Annotated in this window: 25 protein-coding genes and 1 tRNA gene; 16 read left to right on the plus strand and 10 right to left on the minus strand. The window is 63.5% G+C overall.

Annotated elements, in window-relative coordinates; translation table 11 throughout:
• Positions 1 to 17: 17 nt before the first annotated feature.
• Positions 18 to 770 (minus strand): PhoH family protein, encoded by a 753-nt coding sequence (locus AB6B38_RS02020; protein ID WP_371394012.1) that lies wholly within the window; start codon positions 768 to 770, stop codon positions 18 to 20.
• 346 nt (positions 771 to 1,116) lie between these two features.
• Here AB6B38_RS02020 and AB6B38_RS02025 point away from each other — a divergent pair, with 346 nt between their 5' ends.
• Positions 1,117 to 1,638: a gamma carbonic anhydrase family protein gene (locus AB6B38_RS02025; protein WP_371394013.1), complete on the plus strand. Its 522-nt coding sequence runs from the start codon at positions 1,117 to 1,119 to the stop codon at positions 1,636 to 1,638.
• A gap of 126 nt (positions 1,639 to 1,764) precedes the next feature.
• Here AB6B38_RS02025 and AB6B38_RS02030 read toward each other — a convergent pair whose 3' ends face one another.
• From AB6B38_RS02030 to AB6B38_RS02040, 3 genes are all read right to left on the minus strand, one after another.
• A complete protein-coding gene (locus AB6B38_RS02030; RefSeq protein WP_371394014.1) occupies positions 1,765 to 2,265 on the minus strand; it encodes a DUF4339 domain-containing protein in 501 nt (166 codons plus the stop codon).
• Between the two features lie 172 nt (positions 2,266 to 2,437).
• Positions 2,438 to 3,046 (minus strand): PilZ domain-containing protein, encoded by a 609-nt coding sequence (locus AB6B38_RS02035; RefSeq protein WP_371394015.1) that lies wholly within the window; start codon positions 3,044 to 3,046, stop codon positions 2,438 to 2,440.
• Between the two features lie 58 nt (positions 3,047 to 3,104).
• Positions 3,105 to 3,665, minus strand: a complete 561-nt coding sequence (locus tag AB6B38_RS02040) for a PAS domain-containing protein (protein ID WP_371394016.1) — start codon at positions 3,663 to 3,665, stop codon at positions 3,105 to 3,107.
• A 178-nt stretch (positions 3,666 to 3,843) separates the two neighbouring features.
• Here AB6B38_RS02040 and AB6B38_RS02045 point away from each other — a divergent pair, with 178 nt between their 5' ends.
• The 5 genes from AB6B38_RS02045 (at position 3,844) to truA (ending at position 8,889) form a co-directional block, all read left to right on the plus strand.
• Positions 3,844 to 4,719, plus strand: coding sequence for a hypothetical protein (locus AB6B38_RS02045; RefSeq protein ID WP_371394017.1), 876 nt, complete (start codon positions 3,844 to 3,846; stop codon positions 4,717 to 4,719).
• A 282-nt stretch (positions 4,720 to 5,001) separates the two neighbouring features.
• Complete coding sequence (locus AB6B38_RS02050) at positions 5,002 to 6,180, plus strand: pentapeptide repeat-containing protein (RefSeq protein WP_371394018.1); 1,179 nt, start codon at positions 5,002 to 5,004, stop codon at positions 6,178 to 6,180.
• 120 nt (positions 6,181 to 6,300) lie between these two features.
• A complete protein-coding gene (locus tag AB6B38_RS02055) occupies positions 6,301 to 7,191 on the plus strand; it encodes a LysR family transcriptional regulator (protein ID WP_127565946.1) in 891 nt (296 codons plus the stop codon).
• Positions 7,192 to 7,195: 4 nt separating this feature from the next.
• Entirely contained in the window at positions 7,196 to 8,125 is a 930-nt protein-coding gene (gene fmt, locus AB6B38_RS02060) for a methionyl-tRNA formyltransferase (RefSeq protein WP_371394019.1), read from the plus strand.
• A 2-nt stretch (positions 8,126 to 8,127) separates the two neighbouring features.
• Positions 8,128 to 8,889, plus strand: coding sequence for a tRNA pseudouridine(38-40) synthase TruA (truA, locus tag AB6B38_RS02065; protein WP_371394020.1), 762 nt, complete (start codon positions 8,128 to 8,130; stop codon positions 8,887 to 8,889).
• On the opposite strand, the gene AB6B38_RS02070 is transcribed toward truA, so the two are convergent.
• From AB6B38_RS02070 to AB6B38_RS02090, 5 genes are read right to left on the minus strand one after another with little or no spacing between them, the layout of a single operon-like run.
• Entirely contained in the window at positions 8,859 to 9,443 is a 585-nt protein-coding gene (locus AB6B38_RS02070) for a hypothetical protein (RefSeq protein WP_371394021.1), read from the minus strand. The two genes, truA and AB6B38_RS02070, sit on opposite strands and share 31 nt — an antisense overlap.
• The gene (gene dapE, locus AB6B38_RS02075; protein ID WP_371394022.1) at positions 9,443 to 10,609 is read right to left on the minus strand and encodes a succinyl-diaminopimelate desuccinylase; all 1,167 of its coding nucleotides are present in this window, start codon (positions 10,607 to 10,609) and stop codon (positions 9,443 to 9,445) included. Before dapE ends, AB6B38_RS02070 begins: the two co-directional genes overlap by 1 nt.
• A gap of 43 nt (positions 10,610 to 10,652) precedes the next feature.
• Positions 10,653 to 12,425, minus strand: coding sequence for a sensor histidine kinase (locus AB6B38_RS02080; RefSeq protein ID WP_371394023.1), 1,773 nt, complete (start codon positions 12,423 to 12,425; stop codon positions 10,653 to 10,655).
• Positions 12,382 to 12,981: a sigma-70 family RNA polymerase sigma factor gene (locus tag AB6B38_RS02085; RefSeq protein WP_371394025.1), complete on the minus strand. Its 600-nt coding sequence runs from the start codon at positions 12,979 to 12,981 to the stop codon at positions 12,382 to 12,384. The genes AB6B38_RS02080 and AB6B38_RS02085 overlap by 44 nt, the downstream gene beginning before the upstream one ends.
• On the minus strand, positions 12,981 to 13,241 hold the full coding sequence (locus AB6B38_RS02090) for a NepR family anti-sigma factor (RefSeq protein ID WP_371394026.1): 261 nt from the start codon (positions 13,239 to 13,241) through the stop codon (positions 12,981 to 12,983). The genes AB6B38_RS02085 and AB6B38_RS02090 overlap by 1 nt, the downstream gene beginning before the upstream one ends.
• Positions 13,242 to 13,447: 206 nt before the next feature.
• On the opposite strand from AB6B38_RS02090, the gene AB6B38_RS02095 reads away from it, so the two are divergent.
• Both AB6B38_RS02095 and AB6B38_RS02100 read left to right on the plus strand, forming a co-directional pair.
• Positions 13,448 to 14,236, plus strand: coding sequence for a response regulator (locus AB6B38_RS02095; protein WP_371394028.1), 789 nt, complete (start codon positions 13,448 to 13,450; stop codon positions 14,234 to 14,236).
• A gap of 129 nt (positions 14,237 to 14,365) precedes the next feature.
• A tRNA-Arg gene (locus tag AB6B38_RS02100) sits at positions 14,366 to 14,442 on the plus strand.
• 43 nt (positions 14,443 to 14,485) lie between these two features.
• On the opposite strand, the gene AB6B38_RS02105 is transcribed toward AB6B38_RS02100, so the two are convergent.
• Complete coding sequence (locus AB6B38_RS02105; protein WP_371394029.1) at positions 14,486 to 14,827, minus strand: tyrosine-type recombinase/integrase; 342 nt, start codon at positions 14,825 to 14,827, stop codon at positions 14,486 to 14,488.
• A gap of 162 nt (positions 14,828 to 14,989) precedes the next feature.
• Here AB6B38_RS02105 and AB6B38_RS02110 point away from each other — a divergent pair, with 162 nt between their 5' ends.
• From AB6B38_RS02110 to AB6B38_RS02145, 8 genes are all read left to right on the plus strand, one after another.
• Positions 14,990 to 15,142 (plus strand): hypothetical protein, encoded by a 153-nt coding sequence (locus tag AB6B38_RS02110; protein WP_371394030.1) that lies wholly within the window; start codon positions 14,990 to 14,992, stop codon positions 15,140 to 15,142.
• Between the two features lie 106 nt (positions 15,143 to 15,248).
• A complete protein-coding gene (locus AB6B38_RS02115) occupies positions 15,249 to 16,103 on the plus strand; it encodes a sterol desaturase family protein (RefSeq protein WP_371394031.1) in 855 nt (284 codons plus the stop codon).
• Positions 16,104 to 16,440: 337 nt separating this feature from the next.
• A complete protein-coding gene (locus AB6B38_RS02120; protein ID WP_371394032.1) occupies positions 16,441 to 17,487 on the plus strand; it encodes an efflux RND transporter periplasmic adaptor subunit in 1,047 nt (348 codons plus the stop codon).
• A gap of 44 nt (positions 17,488 to 17,531) precedes the next feature.
• Complete coding sequence (locus AB6B38_RS02125) at positions 17,532 to 18,227, plus strand: ABC transporter ATP-binding protein (RefSeq protein ID WP_371394034.1); 696 nt, start codon at positions 17,532 to 17,534, stop codon at positions 18,225 to 18,227.
• Positions 18,227 to 19,384 carry an ABC transporter permease gene (locus tag AB6B38_RS02130; RefSeq protein ID WP_371394036.1) on the plus strand — a complete coding sequence of 386 codons (1,158 nt, stop codon included), beginning with the start codon at positions 18,227 to 18,229 and terminating at the stop codon, positions 19,382 to 19,384. Before AB6B38_RS02125 ends, AB6B38_RS02130 begins: the two co-directional genes overlap by 1 nt.
• An 11-nt stretch (positions 19,385 to 19,395) precedes the next feature.
• Entirely contained in the window at positions 19,396 to 20,574 is a 1,179-nt protein-coding gene (locus tag AB6B38_RS02135) for an ABC transporter permease (RefSeq protein WP_371394037.1), read from the plus strand.
• A 141-nt stretch (positions 20,575 to 20,715) separates the two neighbouring features.
• On the plus strand, positions 20,716 to 22,119 hold the full coding sequence (locus AB6B38_RS02140; protein WP_371394038.1) for a YfcC family protein: 1,404 nt from the start codon (positions 20,716 to 20,718) through the stop codon (positions 22,117 to 22,119).
• 52 nt (positions 22,120 to 22,171) lie between these two features.
• Positions 22,172 to 22,759, plus strand: coding sequence for a hypothetical protein (locus tag AB6B38_RS02145; protein ID WP_371394039.1), 588 nt, complete (start codon positions 22,172 to 22,174; stop codon positions 22,757 to 22,759).
• Positions 22,760 to 22,764 lie beyond the last annotated feature (5 nt).

The following is a 22,764-nucleotide window of genomic DNA, read 5'->3' on the forward strand; positions in this document are numbered from 1 at the left end:
GCCTATGTACTGCCCGCTTACAGCACGTCGAGCATCGAGGCGACGAGCGGGTGACGCACGATGTCCTTGGCTTCCAGCCGGACAACCGCGATATCCTCCACCTCTTCAAGGCGCTCGCAGATATCCTTCAGGCCGGACATTTCCGGCAGCAGGTCGGTCTGCGCCGGATCGCCTGTGACGACCATGGTGGAGTTCCAGCCCAGACGGGTCAGCAGCATTTTGAGCTGGCCGTAGGTGCAGTTCTGGGCCTCGTCGACGACGATATAGGCGTTGTTGAGCGTGCGCCCGCGCATATAGGCAATCGGCGCGATCTCGATCAGCCCCTCGGCCATCAGCGCTTTCAGGCGCTTGGGGCTCAGCCGGTCTGCCAGCGCGTCGTAGAGCGGGCGCAAATAGGGCGCGAGCTTTTCTTCCAGAGCGCCGGGCAGGAAGCCGATATGCTCGCCTGCCTCCACCGCCGGGCGTGACAGCACGATGCGCCCCACCTGGCCGCTCTCCAGTGCTTCCACCGCCTTGGAAACGGCCAGATAGGTCTTGCCGGTACCGGCCGGCCCCATGGCCATGACAAGATTGTGGTCGTCTATCGCCGTCATCAGCCGCGCCTGCCCCTCAGAGCGTGGCTTGACGTTCTTGATATAGCGCTGGTCCCGCATGGGTTCATTGTCGTCAGGTGACCAGTTCGTGCCGGGGAAGAGGGCGCGGACCTTCTCTTCCTCATAATGCTCGGCATTGAACCCGCCCTGACGGCGTTTTGCGGTGCGCTTGCTCATGTTGGCGTCCTCCGGACAAGAAAAAACCCCTCGCGCGGGTGCACAAGGGGCGGACAAAAGCGATGAAGGCTGGACAGGGCAGATGCGGAGCGCGCGGTGGAACCGTCCGGGTCTGGCGTTGGCGGTGCATACGGCATGGTGCCGCGGGCCTCCGTGCAAGAAGCGTCTATCCCTCACGATCGATCCGAAGACACCACCTTGGCGGCTGTTCCCCTCTCGAATCGCATCTACAGTCTCATGCTAAGACAGTGAACGAATTATGAGTCAGTCCGTCGCTGAAACTTCACATCCAACCGATGCAGTTTCGCCACGCAATGCTGACGCAGCGAGCAGGAAGGAACACATTATGGGCGTTTACGAGCTGGACGGGGTTCGTCCGAAGATCGGCGAGGGTGTGTGGATCGCGCCGGGCGCCACGGTGCTGGGCCGCGTCACGCTGGGGCGCAATGTGTCGGTCTGGTTCGGGGCGGTGCTGCGCGGCGATGTGGAAGACATCGTGATCGGCGATGACACCAATATCCAGGACGGCACGGTCATCCATGCCGACCCGGGCAAGCCAACCATCCTTGGCAAGGGCATCACGGTTGGCCATCAGGCCATGCTGCATGGCTGCCAGATTGGCGATTACTCGCTGGTGGGCATTGGCGCGACCATCCTCAATGGCGCGAAAATTGGAAAGAACTGCCTCATCGGCGCGCATGCCCTCATCACCGAAGGCAAGGAGGTACCGGACAATTCCATGGTGCTGGGCTCACCGGGCAAGGTGGTGAAAACGCTCGAAGAGGGTATGGGCGACATCTTCAAGGCCAGCGCCGACCATTATGTCGCCAATGCGAAGCGCTTTGCGGAGGGGCTGAGGGAGGTTTGAGGGGGTAGGGCTAGGCCCTCGTCCTTCGAGACGCTCACTTCGTTCGCCCTCAGGATGAGGGCCTAACGTTTTTCCCTCATCCTGAGGAGCGCGTAAGCGCGTCTCGAAGGACGAGGGAAAACAAATCTACTGCGGCCGGCCCCAGAGCTCGCGGATGCGCTGGTCGGTCTCGCGTCCGAAATTGAACCAGGCGGTGCGGTCGCGTGAGGCATCCACCACGATCAGCTTGTCATCGCGGGCCAGCAGATGACTGAGCTCGTTGCGCAGGGTGGCGGCTGTGGCGGGCGCGCGCAGCAGCCATACGCCCGGCGCAATGCTTTCTGCGTCGCCGAAATCTTTTAGCGCGGCCTCGAACCCGGCACGGCTGTCATCGGCCAGCGTGGCAACAACGACGAAATTGGCCGTGCGCGCATCGGTGGCGGCAGGGCGTTTGGTGCCGGGGCTGCGGCGGGCTTCGTCCAGCCATGCCTTGAACTGCGCGACGTCGGATGCGTTTTCCCAGCCGTTCTCGCGGTCCTGCGAGACGACCGAATGGCCCGCTATGCGTCCCTCGCTGACGAAGGCGCGCATCTGCGCCCCCGTATAGGGTCCGTACACACGGCCATCGACTTTCACAAACCAGGACATCGCAATTCCATCATCCCGCGGCATTGGGGTCACACTCCATCCAAGCCCTCTAACGAAGAGACTATGCAGGGGTTACGGCAAGATTCAGGCCGGTTGGCGCGATTATGGGCCACAAACATGACTTTTTCTGCCGCGTGCGCAGACAAAAGGCAGCCTCGCCGGAAACCTCACCTCAACCCCGGGGCGGATCGAACGACACCGCGAAGCCGTTGTCCAGCCAGCGAGTCACACGGCCTGTCAGGTCGCCCACGCTGACCGGCTCGCCAACGCGCGGACGCTCCAGACAGGCAAAGGCGGCCCCTGAAATCGACACGTCTACAAGGTCTGCCTGGATCAGCACGCCGTCCTTCAGGCGGATTTTCACCCGTCCTGTTCCGGGCTTTCTGGGCGCGGCGCGGTCTTCTTCAAGGCCCAGGCGCTCCATATTGAAACGCCAGGTGATCGCATCGCCCAGCCGGTCGCGCTTGCGCTGTGTTGCATTGAAGCGCACGGCAAAGCCGCGCGCACCGGCGCGCACCACATCACCCTCCACACGGCCCAGCCCGTCAAACAGCATGACAACGCGTTCGCCGAGCGCCGGCGGGGCCTCGGCGGCGACTTTCGCGCCGCCGGGGGACACATCGATGAGCGTGCAGGCAAATTCACCGCGTACGGGATCGAGAAACCGTCCGGGCAGGCGCAAGGGTACACGGCGGTGGCGGCGCTGCTCCTGCGCGCCGGCGGCCGCTATGCGTATCTTGCGCTTGTCCAGGCGCGTGCTCAGATCGGTGACGGGTCCCATGCCTGCCTCATATTTCAGGCGGGCAATCTAGACTGGTGCTGGTTAAAATTTGGCCAAGCTAGAAGTCATTTGCGGCGCGGGCCGGTACGCGCCCGTCGCGCAGGCCGCGAAATACCTGCACGGAGCTTTCCGGCTCTACTGCCGGGCGCAGCTCTTTCAATATGTGGCGCACGGCCGGACGCCCCTCCAGGCTGCGCCCCTGCAAGGGCTGGTAGAGGCCGAGACACCGGTCCACCCACCCTTCAGGCCCGCGAAGCGGAAGGAGCGCGATTTCCACCTCTACCGAGCGGCCATCAAGCGAGGCCGCATCAGCCAGCGCACAGGCAGGGGCCGGTACGCTCATTGCGCCTTCCAGCAGGGCCGTCATGTGCTGGCGGTCATGGCCGCGCCACAGGCCCAGAAAGTTCTGGTCCTTGAACTCGCGCGCATGCATCTGGCACAGCGAGGTGCCGGCCAGGCGGAAAATATGATGGTCACGGTCCATCCGGCGCAGGATGAACAGATGGCTGAGCAGCCCGGCCAGATCGCGCGGGGCAATATCGCCGCGTGTGGGGGCGGAGCGGCCAAGCCTTCTCGCATCCCAGTACGCAAACAGCGTCTTTGTGTTCTCGTGGCGCATCGGCAGCCCGTCCTCTTTAGTCCCTTTAAGGGGAGCGCGTTGTCAGTCCTGCTTTTGGACAGGCGTGCTCCGGTCGGGCCGGTGGACTGCAAGCGGCTTGCCAAGTGCTTTTTTGCGGCCCCTCCTGAAACCGGCATCCTTCTTGCGGGGAAGCGCGCAAACAGACGGGAGTGACCCCATGGGCGTTTCAACTCGATACGCAAAAGCGTTCGGCGCGGTGATCGCGGCGACCTTTGCCAGCGCAGCGGCCGCCGCTGCGGCACATGCCGGGCCGACGCCGGTATCACCGCCGCCGCCCAGCCATCATTGCTGCCAGCACGGGCACGGGCCGCAAGTGCGCGCGCCCTCGATCCGCATTGGCGGACCATCGGTTCATATTGGCGGGCCGCGCATCAATATCGGCGGCATCTATCTGAATAATCAGGTCAATGTGAATGTGAACGCACAAGCCTCTGCCATGGCGTTTGCTGGCGCGCAGGCCAGCAGCAATACAATCGTGTATGGCGGGGGCGGTTTCATCTCGCGCGGTGCCGCCCCGGCAGCGACCGCCATTGCGGGCCTGGCGCTCGCCGATGAGTATGAGATGGAAGAGGAAAGCTATTCGCGGATGGTAGAGGGCTGGCGCGTGGTGCGTGCGGTCTGCATCGATGACCGGGGTACGCCGCACCCGGCCTCCCGCCCGGAACGCGATGAGCGCGTGCGCGAAGGCTTTGAGGGCGAGATTTTCCGCTGCATGGCCGGCACCACGCTGCAGGCAACGCTGGGCCATCGTCTGGAAAGCGGCGATGACAGTTTCGAGGATGGTCAGGTCATCCAGTGCCAGCGCGGCGATGCGCTGCGTTACGGGCGCGGCGGGGAGGTGTTCTGCGCCCCCGCAGAGGCCATGCGCGACTGTAACGAACGCTCCCTGCTACGCCTTTACGGGCCGGGCGTGCGCCTTGTCTATGTGCGCTTTGAAGAGCGCTACACGGCGATGCGCGAGCGCCGCAGCGCGCGCCGCACCGCCACCAGCCTCAACCTGATGCTCGATGGCGGCGTGGGCGGGTATCACTAGGGGTAGCCAAGCCCCGTGCTTCGAGACGCTTTCTTGCGAAAGCTCCTCAGCATGAGGGCTTGGTGATCTTCCCCCTCATCCTGAGGGCGAGCGAAGCGAGCGTCTCGAAGGACGAGGGGGGAGTTCCCCTCATGCCTTGCACACCAACACACCCCACCTGACCGGCCCCGGAGCTTTCCGGGGCCATTTTTTTGCGTGGAGCGCTCCACCTCGCCCCCGTAATCCCCGGCCAGAACCGGCAACACGCTTGACGTGCGCCCGAAACCGGGGCGCAGTCGGGATATGGATGGGTGGGTTTTCGATTTGGGCTTCTGGCTGGCTTCTGTGTTGCCGCAACTGATAGTGCTGGCAGCGGTTCTTTGGGGCTTATGGCTCTTGGTGGCGCGGCTTCGCAAGAAGCCGGTGGTGTGGTCTTGGCAATGGGCCATTGATCACGCCATCAAGATATTCGTTCCTGCATGGCTGATACTGTCCGGCATCGCCGTCTGGGTAGTCATGCAGCTTGCCGATCCGTGTGCGGGTACGACGCGGGTGTGTCCGCCCGTGCAGTGGATCAGGCCCGGCTATCTCGCCGAGGATTTCCGCAATCTCTTGTGGGCCGCCAGCCTTGTGTTCGGTGGTGCGGGTGCCGGAGCAGCGCTAATTAACGCCTTGCGCCGCACACGGCTGATGCAGGACGAACATAGCCTCAAGCAAGCTGAGCATCGCCTCGCGGAACGCGGACGAGATGCTGAAACCTTTTCCCGCGCTGTGGATCAGCTTGGCAGTGACCAGACTGCTATCCGCCTCGGTGCCATCTACGCGCTGGAAGGACTGATGCGCAGCGCCTTTGCAGAAGGCGGTGACAAGATATTTGGCCGCCAGATCGGTGAGACCCTCGCTGCGTTTGTTCGTGAGCAGTCCGTGTCGATGGCTCAAATCGTTTCGGAGTGGGATAGTGAAGCTCAAGAAGAGCAGGAAAAGGGAAGGTTGAAGGGCCATAGGTTAAAGGTCGATTTGGAAGCAGCTGCTGTTGTTATATCAAGGTCGTGGCCGTACGAGTATCGCCCTGATCTGGACAGCGATGGCGGTGTCGATCTTTCCTGGTCTTGTCTGTTTCGCCTTAGAATGCCCACGAAGGCTGATATGAGAGGGTTCAACTTAGTTTGTGCTGATCTTCGAGGTTGCAAGCTTGACTCGGTCGATTTGCGGGGAGCTTGGCTCTTCGAAGCCGATTTTCGACTGGCTCAAATAAAAGGCGCTGATATTTCTTCCACCGTTTTTTATGCACCGTCCGGCGCGGTATCAAAACCGAGTGTTACGTCGAAGCAAATAAAGCTGGCCCGTTGGAGGTTTGGTGAGCCTCCGATATTGCCTCCCGAGGTTGATCTTTCTCACCGCGGCGATGGCAAGCCGTTCGACAACCCATCACCCTTCGACGAGTCGTGGATGAAGGATGTGGGGCCAAACGGGATTTCGTGATTGAACCAGGTGGGCAGCCCCCCCCACCCCCACACTTTTTCACACACAACAGATGACTTGACCGATTCATTTCGCTAATGGACGTGAAATTCTTTCACTTATTCCATAGCGGAAATTTCCATGGACCGTATCGATGCCCTGCGCCTGTTTCAGGCCGTTGCCGAGCTGGAGAGCTTTACCCGCGCCGCCGAGCGTCACTCGCTGACCCCCGGCGCGGCGTCCAAACAGATCTCAGCGCTGGAGGAGCGCATGCAGGCGCGCCTCCTGGAGCGCACCACGCGCTCTGTGAGGCTCACCGATGCGGGCCGGGCATTGCTGGAGCGGGTGCGGCCCTGGCTGACCGAATATGAGGCGATCGAGCACGGGCTGGCGGCTGACAATGCGGCGGCGGCGGGTTTTCTGCGCGTGGCCGCGCCGGTGGATTTCGGTTCTGCCCGCCTGATCGAGCCGGTGACGGCCTTCATGGAGCAATGGCCCTCGGTGGAGGTGCGCCTCGATCTTTCCGACCGCATGGTGGACCTGGTGGATGAGGGCTATGACCTCGCCGTGCGGCTGGGCCATTTGCCGGATTCCAGCCTGATCGCCAAGCGCCTCGCCGATGCGCCGATGACCACGATTGCCAGCCCCGCCTGGCTGGAGGCGGAAGGCACTCCCGTCCACCCGTCAGACCTCGCCCGCCATTCATGCATCATTGACCGCAACCGGCCCGCGCCCAATCTGTGGCGGTTTGAAAAGGACGGGGTGAAGACCGATGTGAAGGTGGACGGGCGGCTATCGCTCAACGGAGCCAGTGCGGCGGTTGCCGCCGCCTGCGCCGGAGCGGGCGTGGGGTGTGTACCCAGCTGGGCTGCGCGCGCGGCCATTGCCGACGGGCGGGTAGTGTCCCTGATGGATGACTGGACGCCCGAAGCGCGCGAATTGTGGGCCGTGTTCCCGTCCAACCGCTATCTGGCCCACCGGGTGCGATTGTTCGTGGATTTCCTGGCTGGCTGGTTCAAGGGAACAGTTTAGAAATATGAGTTTACGCATAGCCTTCATGGGAACGCCGGAATTTGCCGCGCGCTCGCTGGCCACAATCGCCGGTGCGGGCCACGAAATCGTGCGCGTCTACACCCAGCCGCCTAGGCCCGCCGGGCGCGGACAGGAATTGCGCAAAAGCCCGGTGCATGCGCTGGCCGAGGCCTTCGGCATCGAGGTGAAAACGCCCGAACGCTTCCGCGAGGCGGACGTGCTGGAAGACTTTGCCAGCCTTGATCTCGATGTCGCCTGCGTGGTCGCCTATGGCCAGATATTGCCGAAAGAAGCGCTGGAGGCACCGCGCCTTGGCTGTCTGAACCTGCATGCCTCCCTCCTGCCGCGCTGGCGCGGCGCGGCGCCTATACAGCGCGCCATACAGGCGGGCGATGAAGTGACGGGCGTGCAGATCATGCAGATGGAGGAGGGGCTGGATACCGGCCCGGTCCTGATGAGCGAGATCGTGCCGATTGCGCCCGACGACACCGCCGGCAGCCTGCACGACAAGCTGATGGAGACGGGTGCCGAGCTGTGGCCGCGTACGCTCGCGGCCCTCGAGCGTGGTTCGCTGCAGGCGGTGGCGCAGGTCGACGAAGGCGTTACCTACGCAAAGAAAATCTCATCGGCAGAGGCGCGTATCGACTGGTCCCGCCCCGCTGGCGAGGTGTGCGACCATATCCGCGGGCTGTCGCCGTTTCCCGGTGCCTGGTTCAGCCTGGACACGCCCAAAGGCGCGGTGCGCGTGAAGGTGCATTTTGCCGAGCCCGAAAAGGGCGAGGGCGAGCCGGGCGAGGCGCTGGACGGCGGCCTCCTCATCGCCTGCGGGCGCGGCGCGGTGCGCCTGAAACGCCTGCAGCGCGAGGGCAGGGGCGTGATGGGCGCGGACGAGTTCCTGCGCGGTACGGCGGTGCCTGCGGGGACGCGGCTTTAGCCATGCCCCGCTATCTCCTCACTATCGAATACGACGGCGGACCGTTTGTCGGCTGGCAGAAGCAGGACAATGGCCTCTCCGTGCAGACCGTGATGGAGCGCGCCGCCGATGCGCTCGAAGAGGGCCGTCACGAGGTCTATGGGGCAGGGCGCACGGATTCGGGCGTCCACGCCCTTGCCATGACGGCTCATGTCGATTTTGCCAAGGACTGGCCGGCGGACGTTGTGCGCGATGCGCTGAACCATCATTTGCGCCCGCACCCGGTCTCGGTCCTGTCGGCGCGGGCGGTGGAGGATGACACCCATGCGCGCTTCTCTGCGGTAAAGCGCGGCTATGTCTACCGCATTGTAGACCGGCGCGCGCCGCTGGCACTGGATGCCGGAAAGGCGTGGCAGGTGCGTGTTCCACTTGATGTGGATGCGATGAACATTGCCGCGCAAAGCCTTGTAGGCAGGCATGATTTTACCACCTTCCGCGATGCGCAGTGCCAGGCGGACAGCCCGGTTAAGTCCATCGACGCGATCAGCGTGGAGCGGCGCGGCGAAGCGATAGAGCTGAAAGTGGAAGCGATCAGCTTTTTGCACCGGCAGATACGCTCCATCACCGGCTCGCTGGTGGAGGTGGGGCGCGGGCGCTGGAGCGTGGATGATTTCCGCGATGCGCTGGAGGCGGCAGACCGTACGCGCTGCGGACCTGTCGCGCCGCCTGACGGCCTCTATCTGGCGTTTGTGGACTACCCGCCAGAGGCGCTGGCAAACCCGTAGACGATCAGCGCGTCGATGACGAGCGGGATGCAGGCCGCGCCCGCCGCCAGCCCCCAGTGCAGGCCCAGAGTGCCCGCTGCGACGCGCCAGTGCACGAGAAGGCGGAGGATCTGGTAAAGGGCCAGCATCAGGCCCAGCGCCTCCGCATTGGCGATACCGGCCGCGGCCAGCAGCCAGAACAGGGCCTGCACGTGCAACAGCACGAAAACGGCCCAGTTATGCACCACCACCCAGGCGGAAAAACCGCCCTTCAGGCCCATCACTTTCACCACCACAAAGGCGATGACGGGAAAGAGCAGCCAGATGCGCGCATACTGGCCGATCGCGTCGGTGAGGCTGACATGCGCATCGGGATTACCGGAGAATTCCGGCAGGACGTGATTGGCCGATATTATCAACAGGATAAAGGCGGGCAGGGCGTAGAGGACGGCCATGAAGGAGCGGACAAACCCGTCCACCGACACGTCGAAATGCTGACGCCAGCCCTCCTTGAAGGCCAGCATGGCCCAGACGCCGCGCGTGCCGGACCGGATATCCGCAATCGCGCCGCCCATCAGGCGAAAACCTCGAAGTAGCGTGTCAGGACATCATGGTAAATTTCTGTTAACACTTTGATATCGGCAACAGGCGTCTGCTCGTCAATCTGGTGCATGCTGGCGCCGACCAGCCCGAATTCGGCGACCGGCGCATAGTCCTTGATGAAGCGGGCGTCCGAGGTGCCGCCGCTCGTGCTCAGCTCCGGTGCGATGCCGGTGCGGGCCTGGATGGCCTCGGCCAGCAGCGCCGTGAACGGGCCTTCCGGGGTCTGGAAGGCATCGCCGGTCACGGTGAGATCAGCTGAAATTGTGCCGCCAAAGCCTTGCTGCACCCTGGCAATTTCATCACTGATCCAGCTTTTGAGCGCCTCGCCATCCTGCTCGGTGTTAAAGCGTATGTTGAACTTGGCCCGCGCCTCGCCCGGAATGACATTGTGGGCGGGATTGCCGACATCCACGCTGGTGACCTCCAGATTGGACGGCTGGAAATGTTCATTGCCCTCGTCCAGCCTGCGGGCGGTCAGGGCGTGCAGCACCTCCATCAGCGCCCCGATGGGATTGATCGCGCGGTCCGGATAGGCGACATGGCCCTGCCTGCCCGTGACGGTGATAATGCCATTGAGCGAGCCGCGCCGGCCAATCTTCACCATATCGCCCAGCACGGCCCGGTTGGTCGGCTCGCCGACAAGGCAGTGCGTGAAACGTTCGCCTTGCGCCTCAAGGGCTTGCAGCATTTTCTTCGTGCCGTTGATGGCCGGGCCTTCCTCATCGCCCGTAATCAGGAAGGCGATGGAGCCTGCGGGTTTACCCTGGGCTTCCAGATAGCGCGCCGTTGCGGCCACGAAGGCGGCAATCGCGCCCTTCATGTCCACCGCGCCGCGCCCGATCAGCGCCTCGCCATGGATTTCTCCGGCGAAGGGAGCCGCGCTCCATGCCGCTTCCTGCCCGGCGGGTACCACATCGGTATGACCTGCAAAGCAGAAGACCGGCTCAGCCGTGCCAAGGCGGGCATAGAGATTGTCCACCTCGCCAAACGGCATGCGCTGGCAGGCAAAGCCCAGCGTGGTCAACGCGGCCTGCAACGTGTCCAGAGCGCCCGCGTCCAGCGGCGTTACCGAGGGCGCGCGGATCAGGGCCTGCGCTAGCGCCAGGGGATCAGTGGGAGTGGTATCAGGCTGGGTCATGGCGCTGACATAATGCCAATCGCGCACCCGCGCCAGACAGGTGTCACGCTTCGGCGGGGCCTTCATCGTCCAGTAGCGGGAATATAATGGACACGCCATGTCCGCCATCGGGGCCTGTGCCTGCTTCGGCCTTGCCGCCAAGCTGGCGCGCGAAGGCATCAAACAGCGCCCCGCCAACGCCTCTGCGGCCCGGCTCTGGCGACCCGGCTGCGCCTACGCCATTATCGGTCACGCTGGCGGTCAGATTGCGCGCTTCGTCATCCATTTGCACCGAAACGGTCAGCGTCCCGCTATCACGCCCCTCAAACGCGTGCTTGTAGGCATTGGTCATCGCCTCGGTGACAAACAGGGCCAGCGGAATGCACCGCTCGGCGCCCAGATGTGCCGGGGCGATCTGCGTCACCAGATCGAGCGTGCGCTCCTCGCCGCCCACGGCCGCATGGGTGAGTGTGCACAGCTCTTCAAAGAAGGGCTTCAAGTTGATCTTCGCAAAATCGCCCGCCTCATAGAGGCTGCGATGGACCAGGGCGAGCGCATTGATACGCGATTGCGCATCGCCGAGCACCTTGGCCGCTTTGGGGTCATCGACGCTTCGCATCTGCAGATTGATAAGGCTGGTAATGATTTGCAGATTGTTCTTCACCCGGTGATGCACCTCTTTGAGCAGCATTTCCTGATAGGCAAGGCTGCGGGTGAGGGCTTCGTCGCGCTCGGCAATCGAGCGGGCCATGGTGTCAAAACCGGCTGCCAGTTCGCGCAATTCGCCCGGCGCGCGCCGGGCGCGGTGGGGACGCACCGAATAACGGCCTTTTCCATAGGCGGCGGCCACACGCTGCAGATAGCGCAGCCAGCGCAATATCATCACATCGGTGGCGATCCAGATAACCGCGCCCGCCAGCACCAGCATGAGAACCGGCAACACAATGGTGCCGGTGATATCCACCAGAGCAAATTCAAGAAATTCCGGCGCGCTTTCGGCCAGCAGCGCGTAGAGCTCTGTCGATAACAGGGGGACCAGCACGAACTGGCGCGGCGCGCCATCGGGTCCTGTGCCGGTAAAGCGAGCGCTGCCGGCCTGTGCTGCCTCGGCCATCAGCGCGGCATCGACGCGCGCCAGTCCCATATCGCGGCTTTGCGTGAGTACACGCCCTTCGCGGTCGACAAGGGCGGAGCGCGCTTCGCCGGCTCTCTCGCGGCCCAGATCCTCCAGAGCACTCAGGCGGATGCCGGTCGCCAGCGCGCCGGCAAAATCGCCTTCGGGATCGAAAACCGGGCTGACCGCGCGGATGACCGCCTGGCTGGTGATCGGATCGATCTCCAGCGCGCCGACGATGAACTGGCCGCTATCGCGTGCCTCGGCAAACCAGCGCGCTTCGTCAAACCGGACAGCATCATCAAGGGGTTCTGCCGAGCAGGCCACCACGCCGCGCGCATTGACCCGCACCAGATTGGAATAGGCCGTCTGGTCGGCCAGTGCCTGTGCCAGGGCGCGTGCGCATAGCGCGCCGCCCAGCCGCACCGGTGCCTGCCGGGCCAGTGCACTCATCATGCTGCCTGCGCCCATAATCAGCTGACGCTGGCTCTGGGCGGTGATCTGCGCGCGTGCCGCCAGCAATTCGCGCTGGTTGTCGCGGGCGGTTTCAAAGCGCGACTGGGTGTAAAGGCCGCTGAGCGTCAGTATGGGGATGAGGGCCAGCACGATGACGGCCAGCATCCGCACCCGCAGGCCGGCGCGCCAGCGCGATCGGCTCCTCAAGCCTGAGCTTTCATCGTCAGCCGGTGAGCCGTTCGGCGCTGGCGTTGCGGATGTGGTCAACAATATCCTCCGCCGCTTTCGCTGCCCCGCCCGGAGACGCTTTCAGGCAGACCCCGGTGCTCATGCGCTTTTCCAGAGCGGCCCGCGCGCGGCTGACCCGGCTTTTCACCGTGCCGACCGCACAGCCGCATATCCCGGCTGCTTCCTCATAGCTCAATCCCCCCGCGCCGACGAGTACCAGTGCCTCGCGCTGCTCATCAGGGATATCCAGCAGGGCCCGGCGGACATCGTCCAGCTGCAGCGCCCAGCTCTGGCGCTCATTGGTCACAGCGGCGTTTTCGTGGATTTCGCCGCCCTGTTCCTGCTTGCGCCAGGCCCGGCGGCGTTCCGAATAGAAATGATTGCGCAATATGCGGAAGGTCCAGGCGCGCATGGACGAACCATCCTCGAAGCGCTCGCGGTGGGTCCACGCCTTGATCAGGGTTTCCTGAACCAGATCATCAGCTTCGGACGGATTACCGCACAGCGAGCGTGCAAACGCGCGCAGGTGCGGAATGGCATCGGTCAGCTCCTGCTGGAAAGCGGCCGTGACGGCCGCGTCATCATGCGCGCTCATTACCCGTCCCGTCCGCTATCGCCGCCCTCGGCAGGATTGGTTTGAGGTCCGCTGGCGGCGTCCTTCCGGTCTGCGGATTTGCGCGCCAGCTCGGCCATCAGATCGGTCAGCGTGTCCGGCACCGGCTCGCTGGTCACCGAGTCGTAATAGGCGCGCAGCTGGTCGCCGAGCACACGGCGGCGCGCGCTTTGACCCGCCTCGGCCCGGTCCGGCCTGTTGTGCTGACGGTCTGGCATGTCGTCCTTCGCATTCTGGGACATCGGATCGGCATCCATGCATTCGTGTTGAAACGGGTCTTTGCTGCGTTAGCTCAGATGTCCAACGCATCACGAAATCATGCGGTTCCCTGCATTCGGCATGTCCGGCAGCTGTATCCCGCCGGAACCGGAGCCCGTGCGTGCGCGTATTCGGGTACTCGTGCGCCCTGTCACACGGGCGGGTAGTGCGTGGAAAAAGGACGGGACTGATGAAGATCGATGGTGTTTTCGCCCATCTGCCCTATCTGCGCCGCTATGCGCGCGCTCTGGCAGGCGAGCAGCAGCGCGGAGATAAGCTGGTCCAGCTCGCCCTCGAAAAGGCGGTGGCTGGCGAGGTGACGCTCAATACCGCTCTGGCACCGCGCATTGCGCTGTTCCGGGTCTTCCACGATGCGTCGCCAGAGGCGGACATGGTTGGAGCAGACGCGCAGCGCGGACCGGATTCGCGCCTGCAGCGGCTGGAAGCGCGCAGCCGTCAGGCCCTGCTGCTGACGGCGATGGAAGGGTTCACACCGCAGGAGGCTGGCCAGGTGCTGGCCCTGCCCGAGGCCGAGGTGGAAAGCCTTGTCGCCCGCGCGCACGGCGATATCGAGCTCGCCTTGAAAACGCGTGTGCTCATCATCGAGGACGAACCGGTCATTGCCGCCGATATCGAAGCAATTGTGGGTGATCTGGGCCATGAGGTATGTGCCATCGCCACAACCCGGTCTGAAGCGATTGCCGAAGCGGCCCGCCATCAGCCCGGCCTCGTGCTGGCCGATATCCAGCTGGCCGATAATTCCTCGGGCATTGATGCGGCCAATGATATTCTCGCCAGCCTGTCGGTGCCGGTGATCTTCATCACAGCCTATCCTGAACGCCTGCTGACGGGGGAGCGGCCCGAACCGGCCTTCCTGATAACCAAGCCCTTCCTGCCCAATGCCGTGAAGGCGGCCATCTCCCAGGCGCTGTTTTTTGAAGAGGCCGCGCAGCCCGCGCCGCGCCTTGCTCAAGCCTGAAACGGGAAGGCTGCGGGCCCTGCATAAAGGCTCTGCCATTTTCACGGAGCAGACGCTTGCCAAGGCTGCACCTCGCGGCTAGTTTCGCGCGCCTTGACGAGAGGGCTTTTCCTCGCCGGTCAGGACAGCGCGCCCGTAGCTCAGCTGGATAGAGCACCAGACTACGAATCTGGGGGTCAGGAGTTCGAATCTCTTCGGGCGCGCCATTACTTAGCTCATTTCTCACAGGGCCGGTTTACAGCGGCGGCGCTATGTGTTGCCCGCCTGTTCCGCTTTGGCGCGGTTCAGACGCTCGACGCCGGACAGGATGATGGCCTCCCGGCTGACATAACGCCGGCGCATGTCGGCCACCCGCTTTTCGCTCCAGCCGAGAATTTCTGCCACCTCCCGGTCATCAAGCCCGGCCAGGCAGAGCGTGGTGGCCGCCGTGCCGCGCAGATCGTGAAAGCGTTTGCCGCTGATCTTCGCCTTCTCCTTGGCTTTGCCGAACTGTGTCTTGAAGCCGCTCGCCGTCCACGGATGGTCGCGGGTATTGAGCAGGATCTGCACGCCCTTCTTCGGCGTGGCGTCCAGCAGATTGCCCAGATTCAAGCGGCTACCGGTGCGGTAGGCGAGGCGGTTCGCGAGATGCGCACTGTCATTGATGAGATGTCGTCCGTCTCAGCGGCCATTTCCGCGGCTGTAAGTCAGTAGCGCCAGGCCGCCGGCGAGATTGCCAGCTCTGCTCAGAACGCCGCTGGCGAGACCCGCCGTGTGGCGGCGAATATTGAGTCGGTCACGCAATCGTCAGGAGAGACTCTGGGCCAGGCCGGGTCGGTCAGCGAGACGTCTGACCGCCTGCGCGAAGAGGCGGACGGGCTCGCGGCCAGGGTGAGAGACTTCCTCGCCGCCGTACGCGCAGCCTGATCGTCCTGGCATAGCAGGCATAATGTGTGGCGACATGGGTGCCTGATCCGGTATTGGATGGGCGCGCCGCGTTTGTCCCATCTATTCCAGCCTGCCGGGTCTGTTCATGCCCGAGACCATTCTTGCCGCCGAGCCTGTGCTGCGCCTCGCCGCGTTCGGCGGTGTGCTGGGCGTGATGATGGTGTGGGAGCTGGCCGCGCCGCGCCGCCGGCGCGAGATTCCACGCCTTGTCCGCTGGAGCAATAATCTGGCGCTGGTCGTGCTGGACACGGCGATTTTGCGCCTTGCCTTTCCGATGCTGGCGGTGGCGTTTGCCCTATGGGCTGAAGGGGCGGGCTGGGGCCTGTTCAATCTTCTGGGCGCGCCGCTCTGGCTGTCCCTTCCATTATCAGTCCTGCTGCTGGATCTGGCGATCTATGGCCAGCACGTGATGTTCCACAAAGTGCCGCTTCTTTGGCGCTTTCACCGTATGCACCACGCGGATCTGGAGTTTGACGCCACCACGGGCCTGCGCTTTCACCCCGGCGAGATCGTCGTGTCCATGCTTATCAAGCTGGCGCTGGTAGCGCTGCTCGGCGCACCGGCTCTGGCTGTCCTGGTGTTCGAGGTGCTGCTGAACGCCACCTCCATGTTCAACCACTCCAATATCCGCCTGCCGCTGGGCCTTGATCGGGTGCTGCGCCTCATAGTGGTCACGCCCGATATGCACCGTGTCCATCATTCGGTCCTGCGCCATGAGACCGACAGCAATTACGGTTTCAACCTGCCCTGGTGGGACAGGCTGTTTGGCACCTACCGCGCACAACCCGAAGCCGGACATGACGCGATGACCATCGGCATCGGCCAGTTCCGGACGCCGCGTGATCTGTGGCTCGACCGCATGCTGATGCAGCCCTTCCGGGGGAGAACCAATGACGCGGTGCCCGGTAATGACAGGAGAGGTGCGGCAACGGACGGGTGACCAGACCGCCTGATCCGCATTGCTCGCGCACACCACGCCAGCATGGGCCACAGTGTCACCGTGCCATCGCGCGCCGCACACCACGCCGCCACCTCACCACGGCACCGGCTACAATGTCACCATATCTCCGGCCACCCTGTCACCACGCTCCCGGCCACCCTGCATCTTCACCTGTTGACTCCATAAACTTTGCAAAGCAAAGTAATTTGACAATATGGGATCAACCGGAACATTACAAAAATGTATCGTAAAGGGTGCTTTACAGCCGGTGGCGGAACTTCTACCCCTTGTGCCAGCGTGGCGCATCAGGGCGCCGGACGGGCAGGGGACAGCACAGATGAATGATGATCGCCGGGACAAATTGCGGTCCCTGAGTATTGACCGTGAAGATGAGCGCCGCGGGGGCGGCGTTTCGCCGGTCATGCTGATCGGTGCCATGCTGGTAGCGGCGGCGCTGGCCGCAGGCGCGGTATGGTTCCTCACCGGTAATGATGGCGGCCAGGACGCGCCTGCACAGCAGACAGCTGCCAGCTCGCAGCCTGCACCAGCGGACAATGCGGCAAGTGCGCCGGGCGAGACAGCGGCTGCTCCGGCGCCGCGTGCACCGCGTGCATCGGGTCTTGTCGCTTCGGGCTATGTGGTGGCGCGCCGTCAGGCGACGGTGTCTGCCGAGATTACCGGGCGGATCGCCGAAGTGCTGGTGGAAGAAGGCACCGAGGTTGAGGCGGGTGAAGTGCTGGCCCGGCTGGACGATACACGCGCGCAGCTCGATCTGGAGCTGATCGATTCCCAGATTGCCGCCGCCGAGGCGCGTGTGCGCTCTCTGGAGTTTCAGGCGCGCGAGGCGCGCACGGTGACGGGCCGGGCGTCCAGCCTGTTTGAGCGCGAGATTGCCTCCGAAGCGGCACTGACCGCGGCGCAGGCCCAGCAATCGAGCCTTGAGGCGCAGCTACGCGCTGCGCGCGCCGAGCTGGACAGCGCGCGCGTGCGCCGGACCAGCCAGGTGGACCTGATTGCCCGCCATATCGTGCGCGCACCGTTTGCCGGCGTCGTGATCGCGAAGAATGCGCAAGTTGGCGAGATACTCTTTCCCGGCTCTGCCGGGGGCGGGTTCACCCGTACCGGTGTCGCGACGCTGGTGGACATGGCCTCGCTGGAGATCGAGGTCGATGTGAATGAGGGCCAGATCCAGCGCGTGTCGCCCGGCCAGCGTGTCGAGGCGGTGCTGGATGCCTACCCGGACTGGCGCATACCCGCCCGCGTAGAGGCGATAATACCCACTGCAGACCGCAGCCGCGCGACCATCAAGGTGCGTGTGGCCCTTAATGAGCGCGACGCCCGCGTCCTGCCGGACATGGCCGCCCGCGTGACCTTTATCGAGTGATGACGGCCTCCGGCCGGGACTGAATTTTCAAGGGACAGGACATCATGGCAGACGCATCGGGACTTTACGAACTCAAGGGCCTCTCCAAGCGCTATACGCGCGGCAAGGAGAGCGTCGCGATCTTTGACGGGCTCGACATGACGATCTCGCAGGGCGATTTCATCGCCATCATGGGGCCGTCGGGTTCGGGCAAGACGACCCTCCTTAATCTGCTGGGCGGGATCGACAAGCCAAGCTCTGGCGAGGTCCTGTTCGAGGGTCAGCGCATTGATAATCTCAGCCAGGGCCGCCTTGCCAAATGGCGCGCCAAGAATGCCGGCTTCATCTTCCAGTTCTACAATCTGATGCCGACGCTTACCGCCGCGCAGAATGTGGAACTGCCCCTGCTGCTGACGAACCTGTCGGGCAAGGCGCGTAAAGAACGGGTGAAAACCGCGCTCGATATCGTCGGCATGGTGGAACGGGCGGGTCACCGTCCCGGCCAGCTTTCCGGTGGTCAGCAGCAGCGCGTGGCCATCGCCCGCGCCATCGTGGCTGACCCGAAAGTCCTGCTGGCTGACGAGCCGACGGGTGATCTGGACCGCACCACGGCCGATGAAATCCTGCAGACGCTCCAGCTGCTCAACAAGGAGCTTGGCAAGACCATCATCATGGTCACGCACGACCCGGAAGCGGCGAGCTATGCCGCGCGTGAGCTGCACCTGAACAAGGGCCGCTTCGAGGAGAAGGGGAAAGCCTGATGAATGACGCAACCCTTATCCGCAAGAACCTGTTCCGCAAGCGGTTGCGGGCCGTTCTTCTCACGATCTCGATCCTTATCGCCTTCCTGATCTACGGCATGCTGGGTGCCATGCAGAACGCGTTCTCCATGGGTACGGAGGGTGCGGCACAGGACCGGCTGGTGACGGTCAACCGGATCAATTTCACCGTCGCCCTGCCTTATGCCTATTGGGGCCGTATCCAGCAGGTGGAGGGCGTGCGCACGGTCGCCCCGGCCAGCTGGTTTGGCGGGTATTATCAGGAGCCGCAGAACTTCGTGCAGAGCTTCGCAGTTGATCCGGAAAGCTATATCGAAGCCTATCCCGAATTGGTGTTCCAGGACGATCAGCGTACCGCCTTCATTGAAGGGCGCACGTGCGCTGCGGTCGGTCAGGCACTGGCCACCCAATATGGCTGGTCAGTGGGTGAGCGCATCCCGCTCATGTCCAATATCTGGCAACAGCAGGATGGCAGTCAGGCCTGGGAACTGGATATCTGCGCCATCTTCGATGATGCCGATGGCACGTATCCGACCAACTATCTCATGCTCCATTACGAGTATTTCAATGAGAGCCTGGCCTTTGGCCGCGACAGCTTCCACTGGATTGCCATCACCACCGAAGATCCCGGCCAGAATGACCGGATCAGCCGGGAAATCGACGAGCTGTTCGCCAACTCTCCGGCTGAAACCTCCACCACCACGGAAGCGGCCTTCAACGCCGCCTTCATGGAGCAGTTCGGCAATATCGGCCTCATCCTGAGCTGGGTTATCGGGGCGGCGTTCGCGACCATTCTGATGATTGTCGGAACCACCATGGTGATGGCCGTCAATGAGCGCACACGCGAGATTGCCGTCCTGAAAACGCTCGGCTTCACCGCGCCGCGCATTTTCCGCATGGTGCTCTGGGAAGCCCTGCTGCTCAGTTTTATCGGCGGGCTTATCGGTCTGGGGCTGGCGGCTCTGGCGGCCCAGGGCGCAAGTGCGGCGCTGGCGGGCTTCCTGCCCAGCTTCGGCCTTAGCTGGACGAACGCGCTGACGGCGATTGCCTTCATGGTGGCCCTTGGCCTCATTACCGGCATGCTGCCGGCCTGGAATGCCATGCGGGTGCGTATTTCCGAAGCGCTCGGCAAGATCTGAGGAGAGATGTCATGTTAAAGCAAACAACAGCGGTGACGCTTCTCAATCTGCGTTCCATCCCCCAGCGCTGGGGCATGTCGCTGGCCACGGTGCTCTCCATCGCTCTGGTGGTGGGTGTGCTGCTCGGCTTCATGGCCATGGCTAGCGGTTTTCGCGCAACGGTGGACGGGGCAGGCTCTGACGATGTGGCCATCATGCTGCGCGGCGGAGCGATGGCGGAGATGAACTCCAATATAAGCCGTGACGAGGTGCGCCTTCTCGAAGTTGCGCCGGGCATCGCAGCCAGCCCTGGAGGCGAACCGCTGATCTCGTCGGAGCTCTATGTCGTTGCTGACGGGATCAGGCGCGCCAGCCAGACCCCGGCCAATCTTGCCTTGCGCGGGCTGGGCCTGCATGGCCCGGATATGCGCCCGCAATTTGACCTGGTCGAAGGCCGCATGTTCCAGCCCGGCTCGGCTGAGCTGGTGGTTGGCGAAAGCGTGCCACGCGAGTTTGAGGGCTTTGCGCTCGGCGACAGTGTCCGGCTCGGTAATAATAACTGGACGATAGTGGGCGTGTTCTCCACTGGCGGATCGGTGTTCGATTCCGAAATCTGGACCGATCTCGGCGTGGTGCAGAATCTCTATCAGCGCGGTTCCAGCGTGCAGACCGTACGCGCCCGGCTGACCTCGCCGGACGCCATCGAAGTCTTGCGCGAATATGTCGAGAACGAGCCCCGGCTCAATCTCGAAGTGTTGTCTGAGCGGGCCTATTTCGCCCGCTCGGCGGGGGGCACGACCAATCTCATCATGTTCCTGGGCTGGCCTCTGGCCATTGCCATGGCGATCGGCGCTCTGGCAGGTGCCTGGAACGCGATGTACGCCTCGGTCGATGCCCGTACGCGAGAACTGGCGACCCTGAGAGCCATTGGCTTTGGCGGCTTCCCGGCCTTCATCGCCGCCATGGTTGAAGCAATCGTTCTGGCCTTCTTCGGCGGGCTGGTCGGCGCGGTGGCGACCTGGATCCTGTTTGACGGGGTCAGCGCCTCCACGCTCGGTTCGGGCTTCACCCAGATCGTGTTCGCCTTTGCGGTAACGCCTGAAGCGGTGGTGCAGGGTGTGATCCTGGCCATGATCGTGGGCTTTCTGGGCGGGTTTATCCCGGCCCTCCGCGCGGCGCGCATCCCCTTGCTGGCGGTGCATAACGACTGATACCGGCCCGGTCTGGCGGGGGCGTTGCCCTCACCAGACCGGGACCGTCCATCCCCTGCATTTAACGCGGTTGTGCGCTTGACCTTCGCGGCGCGCCCATCACCAATGGCAACCGGACGAAGACAATAAGAGGGGATAGCGATGACCGGACAGGAAGGCGCAGGCACGCGCTCTTGGCTGCGGGTACCGCATACGCTGGTCTTGATGGTCATTATGATGGCGCTGGCGCTGGTGCTGACCTGGATACTGCCGGCCGGCAGTTTCGAGATGCAGCCCAATGAAGCCGGGCGGATGATGGTGGTGCCCGGCACCTATGAGGTGGTCGAGGACGCGCAGACACTGGCGCCCTGGCACCTGCTCAGCGTGGTGCCACGCGCCATGGCTTCGGCATCTGATGTCATCTTCTTTGTCTTCCTGATTGGCGGCGTGCTGGGCGTGGTGCGCTCCACAGGCGCTATCGATGCGGCGATTGGCGGCATGCTCCACCATTTCCGTAACCGGTTGGCGCTGCTGATCTTTGCTGCCATGTTCGTGTTTGGGACGTTCTCTGCCACGTTTGGCATGGCCGCAGAATACATCGCCTTTGTGGGCATACTGGTCGCGCTGTGCGCCGCGCTGCGGCTCGATTCCATGACGGCAGTCGGGATGATGGTTGTCGGCTATGGCGTCGGCTACGGCATTTCGTTCATGAACCCGTTCACGGTGATGGTCGCGCAGGACATTGCCGAACTTCAGCCGCTATCGGGCTGGTGGTACCGGCTTGCTATCGCCGTGCCGATGTTCGCCATCGGTTTTCATCACGTCTACAGCTATGCCCGCAAGGTGAAGGCCGATCCGTCCAAAAGCCTGATGGCCGGACTGCCCGCGACCGTCGCGCCGCCGGCGGAAGACTATCCGAAGATGAACTGGCAGCGCCGTCTGGTCCTGCTCTCGCTCGGCGCAACGATTGTCGGCCTTGTGCTGGGCGTGATGCTGCAGGGCTGGTGGCTGACAGAGCTGGCAGCCATCTTCCTTGCTCTGGCCGTGGCCGCCATCATTTTCGGGCGTCTGCGCCTTGATGATGCCGCCGAGAGCTTCATCACCGGGGCGGCGCAGCTGACGGCAACGGCGCTGCTGGTCGGCTTTGCGCGCTCGATCTCGCTCATTCTGGAAGACGGGCTGGTGCTGCACACCATCGTCAACGCGCTGGCAACGCCGCTTGAGCAGGTTCGCGCGGAGTTTTCCGCCGTCGGCATGTTCCTGCTGCAGAGCCTTCTGAACCTGTTTGTGCCGTCGGGCAGTGGTCAGGCTTTTGCCACCATGCCGATCATGGCGCCCATTGGTGATCTGGTCGGGGTGAGCCGTCAGGTGACGGTGCTGGCCTTCCAGTTTGGCGACGGCTTTTCCAACATGATCGTGCCGACCAATGCGGTGCTGATGGGCATACTCGGCCTTGCCGGCATTCCCTATGACCGCTGGCTGCGCTTCGTGTTTCCGCTGATGATCAAGCTGACCATAGCCGGGGCGCTGGCTCTGATGCTGGCGGTCTGGATCGGCTATACCTGACCCGTATGCGCCTTTTGCGGGGGCTTCCTGTCAATGATTGAGGATTGAGCCGATGAAAACCCTGATCGCTGCCAGCGCCGCTGCGCTGATGAGTTCGACGCTCGCGAACGCGCAGGAGCTGCGCCTGCCGCAGTCCGACTTTGAAATGACGTTGCGCATCCATGACCGCTCCAACGACCAGGAGCAGGAAATCGAAATGGAAATGCGTCACCGCGCCGGCGATTTCCGCATGGAAGGCGAGTTTCAGGGGCACTCGGCCATCCTCCTTGCCAGCCCGGCAGATCGCATGCTGACGGTCCTTGCCGATATGGGAGGCGCGCGCATGGCCATACAGATGCCGATGGACGATGATGTTACCCTGCCTCTGGCCGATGAACGCTTCGGCGAAGTGGTGGGCAGTGACCGGGTTGCAGGAGAGCCTTGCACGATCTACCGCGTCGAGGACGAGGATATTCCCGGCGGCGAGGCGCTGGGCTGCATGACAGACGACAATATCGTCCTGCGCGTTACCGATATGGACAATGTGCCCATGCTGGTGGCGACGCAATTCGCGCGCCGCGCCCAGGATGCCAGCCTGTTCACCGTTCCGGCCGGGTACCAGATCATGCAGATGCCGGCCGGCATGAGCTTTCCGCGTTAGGCCCC

Source organism: Glycocaulis abyssi, from assembly GCF_041429775.1.
GTDB classification, from domain to species: domain Bacteria; phylum Pseudomonadota; class Alphaproteobacteria; order Caulobacterales; family Maricaulaceae; genus Glycocaulis; species Glycocaulis abyssi.